We start from the raw sequence: 15,072 nt of genomic DNA, 5'->3' as shown, positions 1-15,072 counted from the left end.
GTTTGAATATTGCTCTGAGTTACACCAATAATAAAAGCATCTTTGTCAACGATTTCAGATTGATTGAAAGTACCAATTTCTAGATGAACAGAGTTTTATCAACAGGTATGGTTATTAAATATCTAAACTAAATACCTCTCTAATTCAGCCGCTGCGTGGGTATTTTTATTTATCTTTAATAAGAATATGCTGACTTATTTGAAAAATGATGATTACTTTATTTCTCCAATCCCTTTTTTTTATGTAGTTAATCCACATTTCATTATAACTTGCTATCCTCAGTATTAATATCAAAGATCTGCTTTACCCTTATTTAAATGGTTTTAAGATAAAGTTCCTGCACATCTTCGGCATTAAAATTCCTGGAAGGTAAATTCTGAACCAATTCTCCCTGCTTCATAATACCAATATTGGTCGCTACACTCACTGCATTAAAAATATCGTGGGTTGCCATAAAGACCGTTCTGCCTTCTTTCCCGAACTGACGAACAATTTCTGTAAATTCTGCCGTAGCAATGGGATCCAGTCCGCTGGTCGGCTCATCCAGCAATAGCACTTTTGCATCCTTGGCCAACGCGATGGCAATTCCAACTTTTTGGCGCATCCCTTTGGAATATCCTCCAAGATCTTTGTGATGCGCAATCTCCTGAAGTCCTGTTCGTATCAAGAAGGATGACAGTTCATCTTTACTGTAATTGAAACCCGCAATCTTCGAAAAGAAATCCAGATTTTCTATCCCGCTGAGTTTGGGATAAAGCAATACTGTTTCCGGGATGTACGCTAAATGTTTTTTGATCTCCTGAGGATTTTCGTTCACAGAGATCCCGTTGATAAAAGCATCTCCGGAAGTTGCTTTGATAAGTCCCAGCAGAATATTGATTGTGGTGCTTTTCCCCGCTCCGTTTTGACCCAGCAAAGCGAATATTTCCCCTTTTCCCACTTCAAGATCAAGTGATCTTAGCGCTGTGAAATCATTGTATTTTTTATGTAGATTAATTGTCTTTAGCATAGTTTTCTAAATTTTAATTGTGAAAGAATGATGAGTAAAATAATAAGAATAAGATACGGTAAGAAGATCTTTAAAAAATCAATATTTTTACGCTCTTCAAAGGATTTCGCGGTTTGTAAACTCCAGTTGACAGCATCTGCATTTTGACCGGAAAATATCAGTGGATAAAATGACAGTCTTTTTTCCTCGTGAAATTTCTGCAAAGCCATACCATACTCCAATTGATTACTCATACCGGTTTCCGCCAATTGAGCTTCGGTAAGTTGAGTATGGATATTTGGTAGAAAGTATCCCAAAATTTCCGCAGTTTTATTTCGCTTCTGCATTTTCTCTGTATACTGCCTGGAGGACAATGAAGCTTCCAGGTCTCCCATATGTTGCATGGCATAATACCAGGTCCATGTAAACTCATCATTTTCCTCTACTTTAAAACCATTAAATTGAGGATATGCAGTGTAGAACTTTTCCATAGTTGGTAGTTTTTCCTCGTCCCATTTGTTATGATAACCTTCTCTCTGCTGCATCACGGCTTTTAAAGATTCCTGAACGGGATAATATTTTTGGATCAGGATGTTGCTTCCCATTGGAATAATGAAATTCATTCCTACCCAGACAATCAATAAGATCAATGCATTTTGAGCTGATGATCTCCTGAATGAGATGACCCAGCGACAAAGAACAAACCAAAACAAGATATACAACCAACCTGAAAGAATGAAAACTATCAATGGTAAATTTAAAGGAATTGAAATCCAAACGATTGCTATTGCTATCAATACCAGATAGATCGTACTGACAGCCAAAAACCGAATCAGCAGTTTCGCATCCAGTAATTTTCCCAAATGAATGCTTTGGACAGAAAGCAATTTCCATCTGCCACTCTCCTCTTCTTCAGAGATCAAATTGTAACAGAATGCAACAATGATGAGCGGAAATAGAAAGACCAATACGAAACTAAAATCAAAATTACCGACTGCTGCATTTGCGGGATTATAAAAATCAGCATTATAGCGCTGTTCTTCCAGATTTCTGATTGTGACGCCCTGAATTGATGGCTTGATATCACGCATCCCGATGTTAAGTGCAGCTAGTTTCGGTGTTTCATTGATGAAGTTGAATTTAATGTAATATAAGATCAATCCCAGATCGTCTTTGTGATATTTTACATTTTTATCAATACTTTCTTTCTGATACTGCTCAGTTTTCGAGATGATCTCCTGATTTTTGTCCAGGAACTTCTTTCCCGTGTAGATGGCCATTAAACCAGCAATTAACAAAAATATCAAAGCGATGATATACGCTTTATTTCGATAAAACTGTTTGTATAAATAACTTTTCATTTAAATTAATTTTAAGTTTCGAACAGATATTTCGATCATCAGGATACAGATTGTCAACCAAAAAATAAGGGCTGCAGCCGGCATCCATTGTTGCTGAATACTTTTTGAAAATGAAGTAAAACGGTATTCGAAATCCGGAAATTTCTTCCAGTTATCACCTTCGATGATGGCTGGCGGACCACCTTTCTCAGGCTTTATATTGCTGATCTTTTTAATCTGAAGGTCATTTAGCTTCTGTGCCATTTTGTAACGGTAGTCCTCTGCCTGCTTCTGAAATTGGGTATATGAATAATAATCTGTTCCGGATGCAATCATCGAGAAATTCCGGATGGCAACCATCGGATCAACAAACGCACTGATATCAGAAAACCTTTGCTGATCACCATAGGTTTTTTCCAATTCTTTTTGATGCGAGATGTAGATCTGCGAACTTATGCGCTCACCTTCCTTCATCACAAAACCACTGTAATTGAAAGGCAATTCATTTGTCGAGCTTACTTTGTAATGAGCCAAAAGAGAATCTTTTATATTTTTAAAATGAGGATCATCCGGATTATGACTGTCTCCGGCCTTCAGAATATCTTTTTCCAGGACAGTCTCAAACGCGATCCTGGAAGGTATTGGATACAGATTTTGTGCAGCAAACTGAATTCCTTTCGGTAAAAAAATAATCAGGATCAGCCAAAAACCTATTAGACCTACCAATGCAGATGACGCTGTTCTACTGTTTGCAGAAATGAAAATAGTCAAACTGGAAATAAAAAAATAATACACCATATATGCTGGGAGAATGGTCAGAAGCCTAAATACAACATCAGTCCAAACAACGGCTTCTGAAAAGACAGCAACAAAAAAGACAACAGGTAGTACCGGTACTAAGAACAATAATGAGAATTGCCAAAGTCCCAATACCTTACCCCAGATAATTTCTCTTCCAGATGCGCCCTGGGTACTAAGAATCTTAAGTGTTGCATCTTCCCTCTCCTTTGCTACAAGCCCAAAACCTAAAAATAAAATGATCAGCGGTACGAGACACTGAAGGATAAATGCACTGCTAAACGTGCCGAAACGCACCAAGGTTCCAGAGCTTCCTGCTTCCGAAAGATTGGCCGAATTTTGTTTATGGGCTTCAAGAAATATGACATTTCCTAAATAATCATCCAGTCCGTTATCAAAAATACTCAGCGGATGTCCCAGTCTGAAAACAAGATAGCCGTAATGCGCCATTCTATGCGGATGTTTTGCAGGTCTGTGTTCCCACTGTTCCCGCACTTCTTTCCTATATTTTCCAATCTGAGCACTTGTGTCATTATATTTTATGAAACCAACTCCGATACTCAAGAAGCAAAACAGAAGTATGGTGGCGGTGATCAGCAGGTTTTGTTGTCCTTTCATCAGGTCCTGCCGGGTTTTTCTGATGATGAGTTGTAAAGTGGATCTTGCCATCGTTTAAAATTTATAAGTAGCCGTTATTAAATAATTTCTTGGAGCGCCGGGGAATAACCTCAAATAATTTTGGGCGCCTATCCAATAGGAGGTGTTGGTTATGTTATTCACGTTGATTGAGAATTGAACTTTTGATCTAAAAGGTGAGTAATATAAAGCGGCGTCTACGGTTGCATAGGAAGGAAGCTCAAAACTTCTGGTGAACCAAGGGACCTTTGAACTTTGATACAACATTCCCAATCCAACTCCGAAATTTCTCAAAGCTTTGATATTGGAAAAATTATATCTTGTCCAGATATTGACCGAGTTTTTGGAAGTGTTTTCTTTCCGTTTCCCGTTCAGGTCAGCATTAGAATCATTTAAAACCTTGGCATCAATGTAGCTGTATCCACCGTAGATATGCCATTGCGGTACAATGTATCCTGTGAATTCAGCTTCGAAACCTCGGCTTCGGTCGGCACCACGCTGTATCAGTTCGTCTGGCTCTGCGGGATTGTTGGCATTGATCAGAATATTCCTTTGATTGATCTCATACAAAGCCAGATTCACCGCGATCCTTCCAAATAATTGTGCTTTCATACCAAATTCCTTCAGGTCAGAAGTTAGAGGCTTGAATCTTGCAGCCGAATTCGAACCAGTAAAACTTCCCGTATTTGGCATCAGTGTCACCGTATTAGACTGCGGCTGATAGCCTGTAAGATAGGTTCCGTAAAGATTGATCTCATCTGTGATGCTATAGGTGATCCCTAATCTGTAGAGTAATTTAGCATTATCAAAAGATGTTTCATCGGACTTTTTGAAGTTGGTAATATCCTGAAACCATTCCTGCCGAACTCCGGATAGTATTTTGAATCGTTTCCAAGTCAAAAGATGCTGGACATACGCTGCATGCGTGGTTGTAAGTGCAGACGATAATGCTGTCATCACGTTCATATGATAAAAATCAATACCCTGATGATTCTGTGCTCCCGGCGTCAGGTCAAATGGTGAAACATTGGGTTTTGGCATCAGTAATCCATTGTAATTAACCAGTTGATAATTGTCTGCCTTAGTAGGATCATAAGAAGAGGCTACAGAACCATCCTTCAAAAGGAAACCTCTTGCGGCATTCTGTTGTCCGCCATCCCTTTTTTCCCAGATCTGTGTGTCATAACCTATCAAGGTCTGGTGATCGACTTTTCCTGTCTTAAAATCAAAATTGAAGTAGGAATTTACATTGTCAACTTCCCAACTTTGCCTTCTTTGGATAAACTGCATCATTGCCAGACTGGGAATTGGTTGATTGTCAATGTCGGGAGCGAAAGCATTAGTTGTACGATGCTCTTGCAGATCTTCACTCCAAAACTGTTTCATGTAGGAAGCATTGAAACTTATGTTTTTGTTGAAATGATGCGCAAAAAACCCCATAATGATCAGTTCTTTTGTTTTAAAATAATCAGCGTGAGCACCCAGATTTAAGCTTTTCGGAGTACTTTTCAAATCGGTCTTTCCAGCCACAGCTCCAAAAATGGGCTGGCCACGGTCAAGATTTCCGTGCAGGTTATTGAAGATCAATTCTACATTTAAGGATGTTTTTTCGTTCGGAACGTAACTTATGGATGGAGAAATTAAAATGCCATTATTATTTACATTGTCCCGAAATGACCCTGCGTCCTGATAAGCGCCGTTGAGACGGTAGAACAAGGTCTTACTCTTATTAATAGGACCTGTAAGATCTGTAGTCACACGGTAGGTATCAAAACTTCCGCCAGAAAAACTGACCTCATGGAGAGAATTGAGCAATGGCTTTTTGGTCACCATATTGATCGTGCCTCCGGGATCTACGCTGGACATCGTAATACTTGCGGGACCTTTGAAGACCTCAACCCTTTCAATATTGGAGGTCATCGGTTGAAGAAAATAAAACTGTCTCGTCCGCAAGCCGTTGATGATCTGCCCTTCTTCGTTCTGACTGATTCCCCGAATATTATATTGATTGTAATAACTCGAGGGGGAAACACCGCTTACATTTTTCATCACATCACCAAGCTGGAAAGCCTGTCGGTCATTCATCAATTCTTTGGTGACCGTATTCAGAGTTAATGGGAGATCTTTGTTTTTGATCGCTATTTTGGTGGCGACGAATGAATAATCGGAAGTATATCCTTTGGATTTTCGACCGATGATCTCTACGGTTTGGATGGTTGCAGAAACCGAATCAATTTTAGATTTCTGCGCATTAAAAAAAGGAGATATGAAGATAAAAGCGGCAGCAGGTAGCCTTATTTTTTTTGTGGAAATAAAATAAATTATTCCCAAATTAATGCAATTTTTGGTTGTCATTGAATAAATGAATGAGACTGACATCGTTATTATGTCAACTATTAGTAAAAGGAGCTATTGTAGTGGTTTAATACAAAAAGTCCACAGATATTGTCTTACAGATCAGAAAACCTGCATGGGTTGGTTGGAGTAAATACAGAATATTATACTGCAGAATTAAGACAATGATGGCGGTGCTCTGGAACTGAAATAGTCGAGCAAACAACGATAGGTAATCGCCTTCGTATGAGGGATCTCTTGATTAATAAGATTGTTTATAGGAAATTCGAGCGAGAAAGAATCCGTTATAATAACGTGATTCATCTGCATGTGAAGCTCACACTGACATTCGTCATCCTGAGAAATAGACGAGTGTTTTTCGGTCTTGGAATTTTTTGATTTTGCAGAAATGTTTTTGCTGTGTTGGGCATGTTCTATGCAAATACCTACACCACTGACGTTATAAAAAAACAACAGCAATAATGAAAACACAAAAAAGTTTCTGAAAGATTTTTGCATAACCGAGGGCACAAAAGTACATTATATTTTTATTGCAATCTAAACAAAATCTGAAAAATGATCAAATTTAACAGATGATACCGAATTAAATTTCTATTTCTAATGCTGTACTAATTTGGGAATAGAGCCATCTAAATATAATGCTGATAACGATATTTCTCACAGCAGTATTCAAATAATGCCTGTAAAACAATAGTAACAAAAGCGTCTACCGGAAAAACAGGGATAAATTGGATAGATATCTGGATTATTTTGAAGGAATAATATCACACATACAACACTTTTTGTTTTAAAAACATGTTAAACTGCATTTTTAAAAATGTATTACTAATACAAGATCTCTACTCTTTCAAAAGTTTATCAATTTCTTCATAGAAAGAATCTTTGCTGTAATCTGCCATTCCTGCGTGGTGCAATCTTATTTTGCCTGTCTTATCCAAAATTACGGTTGTAGGAAGTGAGCCATTGAAATATACCTTTGGGATATTTCCATTGGGAAATAAAAACGGCACTGTGAATTTTTCTTTTTCAAGATACATTTTTCCAGCATCCAGATCTTCATCTAGATTTACAGTGAGGAAAACGAGTTCATCTCTGCTTCTGTATTTTTCAAAAAACTTCTGAATTGAAGGAAATTCAGCTCTGCAAGGAGGACACCAAGATGCCCAGAAATTAATAAAGACCACTTTACCCTTTAGTCCAGAAACATTGATGATCTTTCCGTTTTCATCTTTTACAGTAAAGCTTTCAGAGATGGATGGATTCATTTCCTCTAAGGGTTTTCCAACACTTTTTTTCTCAATTTTTGAATTCAATAGACCTGTAGAAATGATTTGTCGCATCAGCCAGGCTTTCGCATCCGGACTGACCAAGAGGAGAATAAATATTCCTACGAAAAGTACAGTACTCCAGTTTTTTTTGAGCCACATTTTGGATTTTTCCATTGTTATCGTATGGTGCTTATTGCAAAATTTGTTTTCTTACTTCTGCTTCCTCCACAAATCCCAGATTTTCCCAGATCACATTTTTATTTTTGTATAATTTTAAAACAGGAAGTGCAGAAACATTCAGTTCTTTACATAGTTGAGTGTTTTCATCAGCATCGATTCTTACGACTTTTACTTTGTCCGACAATTCAGATCCTATTTTTTTGAGGTATGGCTCCATTTTTTTGCAAGGGGCACACCATTCTGCGTAGAAATCAACCAGAACAAGAGTTTTACTATCCAATAATTCATTGTAGTGTGCAAGACTCATTCCTACAGTGTTGGACTTTTTTATCTCCGGGAGATCTGCGTTTCTCCATTTCATCATTCCACCTTCCATTACATAGACTTTATTAAAACCCATTGCCTGCAGTTTTGTACTAGCAGCAGTGCTTCTCGGTCCGCTCATACAATAAACATATACCGGTTTGTTTTTATCCAAAGCTTTAGATTTCTCTTCGAAATCATCTGCTTTCCAATCGATATTCATTGCGTTGATAAGATGTCCGTTCAGGAATTCATCTAGAGTTCTTACATCGACGAGTTGAGCATCTTTAGCAGTTTCTATTTTATTGTAGAACTCTTTAGCCGGTAGACTTTTTTGTTCAGTTTTATTCTGTGCTATGAGAACTCCTGGTACAACAAGTACCAGAAATACTGTGATCAATTTTTTATACATTTTCAACTATTTTACTTCATTACCATTTCTAAATACCATCATTTGTAGTCTTGAATTGGGTCACGTAATATTTTATTCCTCCTCATACAAAACTATTCCCTGCATCGTGTTACTTTTTTCTCCCAACGAACCGTATTACCGAGCCTACTCCATTGTGATAAAGTCCTTCACTTAGTTCAATTTCCAGTTCAGATAATTCAATAATTTCATAGTTTGGGAAGTCTGATCTGATCTCTTCTATTGAAAATAAACTTTCAATATCTTTTGGTCCACCTACTTTATCGTCTGCCGTAACATAATCGATATGTTTTTTACTAAATGCTTCAAAGATGATGGTTCCATTTTTTTTCAGTAATCTGTCAAATGTTTGATGGTAAAGCGATTTGATAGTTGGAGGAAAATGTGCGTAGATCAAAGCGATTGCATCAAATTGTTCATTTTCAAAATCCAAAGTTTCCAATTCACCAACTTTGTAATTGATTGTCACATCATTTTTGTTAGCAAGTTTAACCGCTTTGTTTTTACCTTCAACACTAATGTCGAACGCAGAAACATTCCAACCTCTTTTGGCAGCATAAACGGCATTTCGTCCTTCCCCTTCTGCAGGGAAAAGAATGGAACCAACCGTTAGTTTTGACAATTGTTCTTTTAAATAATTATTGGGTTCTTCACCATAAGCAAACTCTTCCTTGCTATATCTGTCATCCCATCTCGAAGTCCACAGATCGTTTACTTTATGATCTTCCATATTAATGTTTTTTATTTTGTTTCAATTTAGTGATTTCAAATCTTACAGATAGAAGTTGCACCATTTGTAGCCAACCATTCTCTCATTCCGCCAGAAAAATTTTTCACTCTTTCAAAACCGTTTTTTCTTAGAAGTGAATATGCGATCGCTGCCCTATCACCACTCTGACAATGAATGATCACCGTTTTATCTTTAGAAATTTCATAAAGATGGTCCTCCAAAGTACCGACAAAAACATTGTCTGCGTTTTCTATGTGCGCATCTTCATACTCTGTTTTGTTCCTCACATCTACAATCTGTATATCGTCTCGTTTCAGATACGTTTTGAACTCATTAATATCAATAATATCAGAGGTCAGCAAATCTAAACCAAAATCATTTACATCTTCCACAAAACCCATCATCTGATCCATTCCGATTCGCATGAGTTTTCTTGTAAGAACATCCATCTTATCTTGTTCTGCAATCAGAATAAATGGTTGAGAGTAATCTAAAATCCATCCCATCCACGTCGAAAAAGAATTATTACCCTGAATATTGATACTTTTAGGAATAAAACCGTTTGCAAAATCCACTTTATCTCTTGTATCAATGACGGTCACATCTTCAGAATATGCTTTGAGAAATTCTTCTTTGGAAAGTTTTCTCTGCTGAGGAACTTCTGTCAGTAAAGGTCTATCCATTTTATTGAGTTTTTTCATCATTGAAAAATATTTTGGAGGCTCAGGCTGTCCTTCCAAAAGATAATCAATGAAACCATCTTCATCATCTTTATATTGAAATGCCCAATTACGGATCTTTTCATAGCCAATGGTAGAACTCGGTACTGCTCCAAGAGATTTCCCGCAAGCAGAACCGGCACCGTGTCCCGGCCAAACCTGAATATATGAAGGAAGTATACTAAAATCCTGTACCGACTGATACATTTCTTTCGCTCCCTTTTCCTGAGTTCCTTCAATTCCGGCTGCTTTTTCCAAAAGATCCGGTCTTCCGACATCGCCTACAAAAACAAAATCTCCGGTGAATATCATAACAGGCTCATCTGTAGCCGGATGATCGGTCAGCAAAAAACTGATACTTTCAGGTGTATGTCCGGGTGTATGAATTACTTTTAAAGTCAGGTTTCCAACTTTTATTTCATCGCCGTTCCTTAAACCGATATGTGGAAACTGATATTGCCAATCATCACCGCCTTCATCAGAAAGATAAAGATCAGCACCAGTCACTGCGGCCAGTTCACGTGAGCCGGACAGAAAATCTGCGTGAATATGGGTTTCTGTGATATGTGTTATTTTAAGATTATTTTCTTTTGCTATCTGAAGGTAGGTATCAATATCTCTTTTTGCATCGATAACAATCGCTTCTCCTTTTGCCTGACAACCGATCAGGTAACTTGCCTGCGCAAGGCTTTTATCATAAATATGCTGAAAAAACATAACTTTTATTTTTATTAAACTTAATTTATTTAAACCAAATTCCAGAATAATCTTTTTTTAAACCGAAACTTTTATCTCGCCAAAAATTCTGTCGATAGCCTTTAATGCGGCAATTTTTCTCTAAAATATCCATAGACCCACGTTCCGAAAACAGCGCTTATCAGCGTAACAATCACAACCAATGAGCCTGTCCCGATCTGCGCGAACAACGGTCCAGGACAAGCGCCGGTAATTGCCCAACCAAAACCAAAAATGAGCCCGCCATAGATTTGACCTTTATTGAATTTTTTTGGCGCAATAGAAATAGGTTCTCCATCGAGGGTTTTGATATTGAATTTCTTGATCACCCAAATTGAGATCATTCCTGTAACTATTGCACTTGCGATAATGCCAAACATATGAAATGACTGCAGGCGGAACATTTCCTGAATTCTGAACCAGCTGATCACTTCAGACTTGACGAAAACAATTCCGAATAAAATTCCTACAATGAGATATCTGATATGATGATACCAATGAATCTGCGAAGGATTTTCATTGACACAAACACTATTCTGCTGAAGTGCATTATTGTCTTTTTCCATAATAATTAAATTTTAAAGTGAAAGAATAAGGGGTAAAATAACATTCGCCATTAAAAAGCCACCTGTCATAAAACAAATCGTCGCAACCAGAGATGGCCATTGAAGATTGGACAGCCCCATTATAGCGTGACCACTTGTACAGCCGCCTGCATAACGGGTTCCGAAACCTACCAAAAAACCACCCATAACCATAATGATAAAACCTTTCAAATTCAATAGATTTGCAAAATTCATCAGCTGAAGAGGAATAAGATTGCCGTAATCGGTAATTCCATAACCGCTCAATTCAGCTTTAAGATTTGGGTTTACGGTAATTTCTTCAGGATTCATAAGAAATTGAGTAGCCAGCAATCCACCTAATAAAATTCCGAAGACAAAAAACAAATTCCATAATTCCTTTTTCCAGTCGTATTGGAAAAAATTGATATTGGCTGGAACGCAGGCTGCACAGATATGCCGTAAAGACGAGCTGATTCCGAAAGATTTGTTACCTAAGATCAGTAAAATTGGGACAGTGAGACCTACCAAAGGACCTGCAACATACCAAGGCCAGGGTTCTTTTATAATTTCTATCATTACTTATTTTTTTAATTTATTTTTGAAACTTTTTTTGAAAGTATGTATTGACGATTCTTAACCGATTCTTTATGAAGTACAAATTTCGATGCTCTCATCCTTTTCTACAGCTACTTTTGTTACATAAGAATTTTATCTTCTGTTTTATTAATTTAAAATAAAACTTCTTTAATGATAATGTAAATTCCCATTATGAGAATGAAATATCCAAAGATCGGCTTAAGTTTTTTACCGTTAATTATCTTTGATAATTCAGTACCTATAACAATTCCTATTATGGAAATTGCTGAAATAGTCGCTAAAAAATTCCAATCAATATCAACACTGTTCATCGAAGAAAAAAATCCAATCAGAGAATTGAACGAGACAATGACCAATGAAGTTCCAATGGCGACTTTCATTGGCGTTTTCAACAAATTGACCAAAGCAGGAATAATTAAAAATCCACCGCCTGCTCCAAGTAAACCTGTAATGATTCCAACAGCTGAACCTTGTCCTGCTGCGAGAACTGTCTTGTTTTTGGATGCGATATTTTTCACTTTCGAGTCCCTATTTTTTTGAATCATTTTATAGGAGGCGATAATCATTAAAGCAGCAAAAATTAATAATAAAAGCAGATTCCTGGTTAGCAGAAAACCACCCAAAGAAAATACCTGATCAGGAATGAGAGGCAAGAGAAAATTTCTTGTAAGGAAAATAGAAATAACTGATGGGATTCCAAAAACCAACGCTGTTCTTACGTTGACCAAACCATTTTTAAAATAAGAAAAAGAGCCAACCAAACTACTGACTCCGACAATAAAAAGGGAATATTCTGTCGCAAGAAAAACATCAATCCCAAAAAGATAAACCAAAACCGGAACAGTAAGAATACTTCCTCCGCCACCCAGCAATCCCAATGAAATCCCGATAAAAACAGATGCGATATATCCAAAAATTTCCATACTTTAACTTTAATAACGCAAAAATGGAAATATTAGAATTGCTGCACCGCTACTTTTGTTACATAAGGAAAGTTATTAGGAATCTGAAAGAACTATTTTATTTCTTCCCAGTTTTAATTTACCGGCATCTTCGAGTTGTTTAAGGAGTCTTGAAACCACTACTCTAGCTGTACCAAGCTCATTGGCAAGTTGCTCGTGTGTGGTGACAACAGTTTTAGAATGAGAAATTTCAGACTTTTTCTCAAGCAGTTGTAGTAATCTTTCATCCACTTTTTTGAAAGCGATGGCATTGATGATGTCCAGTAATTCTTCAAAACGCTTGTGATAGAGCCGGAAAATATAATCTACCCATTCCGGATAGTCCTTCATAAAAAGAGATGCTTTTTCTACAGGCAAAAACAAGATCTCGGATTCCTCTTCAATTTCTGCTTTCAGGATGCTTTTCTCATGGTGCATCCCGCCAAGGAAAGACATAATACAGCTTTCGCCGGCCTTGATGTAGTACAGTAGAATTTCCCTACCGTCTTGCTCAGTCCGGATGACCTTCATCATTCCTTTCATCACGATGGGTATTGCACGGATTGATGCATTTTCGTCTAAAATAACATCACCTTGCTGATACTTTTTGATAAAGCCGTTTTGATATAATTTTTCCACCAAATCACTTGATGATTTAAATTCCGAAGCCAATACCGAGTTTTCCATAATTATTAAATTGTAAACTTAAGTCAAATTCTCTTTTAATTTTATAAGAAAACTCTTTAGACTTTAGATTCTAGTTCTGCAGATTCATGAAAATCAATTATTTCCTTTAATCCTATTCTCTGGAAATCTCCGACCACATTATTACATTCACTCATTAATTCACTTTTTGAATGTGAAGAAGAAACTCCCACCACGACCATTCCTGCGGATCTCGCTGCGGAAATACCCGCGAAAGAATCTTCAAATACAATACAATTTACGGGCTCAACGCCTAACTTATCTGCAGCCTTTAAATAGCATTCAGGCGATGGTTTACCGTCAACAAAATCGTTGGCTGTAATCATCACATCAAAATACAGATCTAAGTTCTTTTGTGTGATGACTCTGGTTAATTTTTCCAGATCCGAGCTTGTAACCAATCCTAATTTTATTTTTGATTCTTTTAAATGCGGTAACAATGTAGCAATTCCCGGAATTTCAGGAAAAGACATCTGATCTTCAAATGCTTTAAATTCTTTTAAAAGATTCTTTTTCTCGACCTCGCCAATATCTCTGAATTGTCCTTCAAATAATTTTTTTACTGTCATTCCGCGGATCTGTTTTTCAAAGCCTTCGAAGTAAACATTATATTTCTTGGCAGCGGTTCTCCAAAAATTTTCATATTGCGGTTCTGTATTGATCAAAACCCCATCCATATCAAAAATGATCGCCTTGAGATCTAATTTACTGTTTTTCATATTTTTATCAATTCTTCACCTATTTTTCAAAATTCATCACTTTGAGTATCTACTAAAATTTATATCCATTTCTGGTAAAACGTGTATCTAAGTCAAAAATAGAATTCACGGATTGATTATGATATACCAAAATCGCTTATTTAAATATCATTTTGATAAGTATCATCTTTTCTACACTCTTTCGATCCTATTTTATTATTATAATGAACTTTAAAAAGGCCTTCTTTTCTAAATATCAAAATAGTTGAGAATCTTTTAATATTAAAATTTATTTCTCGCTTTTTGGCTGTATCTTTCATCATTGAATCTCCGTAACTATTTATCTGATAAAAATTTCCGCATTACTTTCAATACATTAACCTTAGTTCGTAAATGTCCATTAAATAAAACAAATCTTCACAATACATCTTTTATAAATGAAAAAAACCACGATTATCTTTACGCTCATTTTTGCACTCGCAATACAATCTTGCATTAAAAAAGGCGATAAACAAGTTGAAAATACAGCAAGGGCTAATGCAAACTTACCTGATTCGCTTACAAAACAAAATGGTAGCTTACAACGTGATTCTTCTCAAAAAAATATTACTGAAAATAATGATCTGCTTTTTGCTGTCGAAGGACTGTATCAATCTAAAGACAATGCCAGTTGTAAAATGGATCTGAAATTATATTATTCGGAAGGAAAATTAAAATATGATTTAATAACAGATAATCAGACACGTACAGACTTCGCTACTTTAACATTGGATGAGAAAAAAGAGGGCTATTTTGTTACGCTAAAAAATTTAAAATGGAGTAAAAACATTGGTGCGGTAGATTCAGAGGGCAATGCCATTGACAAGAATCTTTCTCTTCCTGACGAGATTCAGGGATCATTGGATAAAAATGGAATTATGATTCAAAACTATGGCAACGCAATGAATGATTATGAAAAGTTTGCTGAATGTGGATTGAAATATATCAGCTTGATCAAAGTCGTAAAATAACCAAAATATTAAAAGACAAAACCTACTCAATTAAAGTAGGTTTTGTCTCTTGTATTCATCAATTTTATGCTGT

The 15,072-nt window shown here is 36.6% G+C and carries 15 protein-coding genes; 1 reads left to right on the top strand and 14 read right to left on the bottom strand.

What is annotated here, in order from left to right:
* Positions 1–313 precede the first annotated feature (313 nt).
* The 14 genes from PGH12_RS01040 to PGH12_RS00975 form a co-directional block, all read right to left on the bottom strand.
* The gene (locus tag PGH12_RS01040) at positions 314–1,009 is read right to left on the bottom strand and encodes an ABC transporter ATP-binding protein (protein ID WP_267597823.1); all 696 of its coding nucleotides are present in this window, start codon (positions 1,007–1,009) and stop codon (positions 314–316) included.
* Positions 1,003–2,349, bottom strand: a complete 1,347-nt coding sequence (locus PGH12_RS01035; RefSeq protein WP_267597824.1) for a DUF3526 domain-containing protein — start codon at positions 2,347–2,349, stop codon at positions 1,003–1,005. The genes PGH12_RS01040 and PGH12_RS01035 overlap by 7 nt, the downstream gene beginning before the upstream one ends.
* Entirely contained in the window at positions 2,350–3,795 is a 1,446-nt protein-coding gene (locus tag PGH12_RS01030; RefSeq protein ID WP_267597825.1) for an ABC transporter permease, read from the bottom strand.
* 3 nt (positions 3,796–3,798) lie between these two features.
* Complete coding sequence (locus PGH12_RS01025; protein ID WP_267597826.1) at positions 3,799–6,093, bottom strand: TonB-dependent siderophore receptor; 2,295 nt, start codon at positions 6,091–6,093, stop codon at positions 3,799–3,801.
* Positions 6,094–6,273: 180 nt separating this feature from the next.
* Positions 6,274–6,588, bottom strand: coding sequence for a hypothetical protein (locus PGH12_RS01020; RefSeq protein ID WP_267597827.1), 315 nt, complete (start codon positions 6,586–6,588; stop codon positions 6,274–6,276).
* Positions 6,589–6,956: 368 nt separating this feature from the next.
* Positions 6,957–7,559 carry a TlpA family protein disulfide reductase gene (locus tag PGH12_RS01015; RefSeq protein ID WP_267597828.1) on the bottom strand — a complete coding sequence of 201 codons (603 nt, stop codon included), beginning with the start codon at positions 7,557–7,559 and terminating at the stop codon, positions 6,957–6,959.
* A 16-nt stretch (positions 7,560–7,575) separates the two neighbouring features.
* On the bottom strand, positions 7,576–8,280 hold the full coding sequence (locus PGH12_RS01010) for a thioredoxin domain-containing protein (RefSeq protein ID WP_267597829.1): 705 nt from the start codon (positions 8,278–8,280) through the stop codon (positions 7,576–7,578).
* 109 nt (positions 8,281–8,389) lie between these two features.
* Positions 8,390–9,028, bottom strand: a complete 639-nt coding sequence (locus tag PGH12_RS01005; RefSeq protein WP_267597830.1) for a class I SAM-dependent methyltransferase — start codon at positions 9,026–9,028, stop codon at positions 8,390–8,392.
* Positions 9,029–9,063: 35 nt separating this feature from the next.
* Positions 9,064–10,464, bottom strand: a complete 1,401-nt coding sequence (locus tag PGH12_RS01000; RefSeq protein WP_267597831.1) for an MBL fold metallo-hydrolase — start codon at positions 10,462–10,464, stop codon at positions 9,064–9,066.
* Positions 10,465–10,565: 101 nt separating this feature from the next.
* Entirely contained in the window at positions 10,566–11,048 is a 483-nt protein-coding gene (locus PGH12_RS00995) for a DUF6691 family protein (protein ID WP_267597832.1), read from the bottom strand.
* 12 nt (positions 11,049–11,060) lie between these two features.
* Entirely contained in the window at positions 11,061–11,624 is a 564-nt protein-coding gene (locus PGH12_RS00990) for a YeeE/YedE family protein (protein WP_267597833.1), read from the bottom strand.
* 152 nt (positions 11,625–11,776) lie between these two features.
* A complete protein-coding gene (locus PGH12_RS00985) occupies positions 11,777–12,568 on the bottom strand; it encodes a sulfite exporter TauE/SafE family protein (protein ID WP_267597834.1) in 792 nt (263 codons plus the stop codon).
* Between the two features lie 75 nt (positions 12,569–12,643).
* The gene (locus PGH12_RS00980) at positions 12,644–13,273 is read right to left on the bottom strand and encodes a Crp/Fnr family transcriptional regulator (RefSeq protein ID WP_267597835.1); all 630 of its coding nucleotides are present in this window, start codon (positions 13,271–13,273) and stop codon (positions 12,644–12,646) included.
* 56 nt (positions 13,274–13,329) lie between these two features.
* On the bottom strand, positions 13,330–14,010 hold the full coding sequence (locus tag PGH12_RS00975; protein ID WP_267597836.1) for an HAD family hydrolase: 681 nt from the start codon (positions 14,008–14,010) through the stop codon (positions 13,330–13,332).
* Positions 14,011–14,426: 416 nt separating this feature from the next.
* Here PGH12_RS00975 and PGH12_RS00970 point away from each other — a divergent pair, with 416 nt between their 5' ends.
* Positions 14,427–14,999, top strand: a complete 573-nt coding sequence (locus PGH12_RS00970) for a hypothetical protein (RefSeq protein WP_267597837.1) — start codon at positions 14,427–14,429, stop codon at positions 14,997–14,999.
* Positions 15,000–15,072 lie beyond the last annotated feature (73 nt).

The organism is Chryseobacterium sp. CY350 (assembly GCF_027945075.1).
In the GTDB taxonomy this organism is placed as follows: Bacteria; Bacteroidota; Bacteroidia; order Flavobacteriales; family Weeksellaceae; genus Chryseobacterium.
This window is presented reverse-complemented; position numbering and strand designations above follow the sequence as displayed.

What these genes read in the sequence shown, in the direction of transcription:
- PGH12_RS01040 (WP_267597823.1), bottom strand. Translation starts at nt 1,009, where the DNA reads ATGCTAAAGACAATTAATCTACATAAAAAATACAATGATTTCACAGCG.
- PGH12_RS01030 (WP_267597825.1), bottom strand. Translation starts at nt 3,795, where the DNA reads ATGGCAAGATCCACTTTACAACTCATCATCAGAAAAACCCGGCAGGAC.
- PGH12_RS01015 (WP_267597828.1), bottom strand. Translation starts at nt 7,559, where the DNA reads ATGGAAAAATCCAAAATGTGGCTCAAAAAAAACTGGAGTACTGTACTT.
- PGH12_RS00980 (WP_267597835.1), bottom strand. Translation starts at nt 13,273, where the DNA reads ATGGAAAACTCGGTATTGGCTTCGGAATTTAAATCATCAAGTGATTTG.
- PGH12_RS00975 (WP_267597836.1), bottom strand. Translation starts at nt 14,010, where the DNA reads ATGAAAAACAGTAAATTAGATCTCAAGGCGATCATTTTTGATATGGAT.
- PGH12_RS01010 (WP_267597829.1), bottom strand. Translation starts at nt 8,280, where the DNA reads ATGTATAAAAAATTGATCACAGTATTTCTGGTACTTGTTGTACCAGGA.
- PGH12_RS00970 (WP_267597837.1), top strand. Translation starts at nt 14,427, where the DNA reads ATGAAAAAAACCACGATTATCTTTACGCTCATTTTTGCACTCGCAATA.
- PGH12_RS01000 (WP_267597831.1), bottom strand. Translation starts at nt 10,464, where the DNA reads ATGTTTTTTCAGCATATTTATGATAAAAGCCTTGCGCAGGCAAGTTAC.
- PGH12_RS01035 (WP_267597824.1), bottom strand. Translation starts at nt 2,349, where the DNA reads ATGAAAAGTTATTTATACAAACAGTTTTATCGAAATAAAGCGTATATC.
- PGH12_RS00990 (WP_267597833.1), bottom strand. Translation starts at nt 11,624, where the DNA reads ATGATAGAAATTATAAAAGAACCCTGGCCTTGGTATGTTGCAGGTCCT.
- PGH12_RS01005 (WP_267597830.1), bottom strand. Translation starts at nt 9,028, where the DNA reads ATGGAAGATCATAAAGTAAACGATCTGTGGACTTCGAGATGGGATGAC.
- PGH12_RS00995 (WP_267597832.1), bottom strand. Translation starts at nt 11,048, where the DNA reads ATGGAAAAAGACAATAATGCACTTCAGCAGAATAGTGTTTGTGTCAAT.
- PGH12_RS00985 (WP_267597834.1), bottom strand. Translation starts at nt 12,568, where the DNA reads ATGGAAATTTTTGGATATATCGCATCTGTTTTTATCGGGATTTCATTG.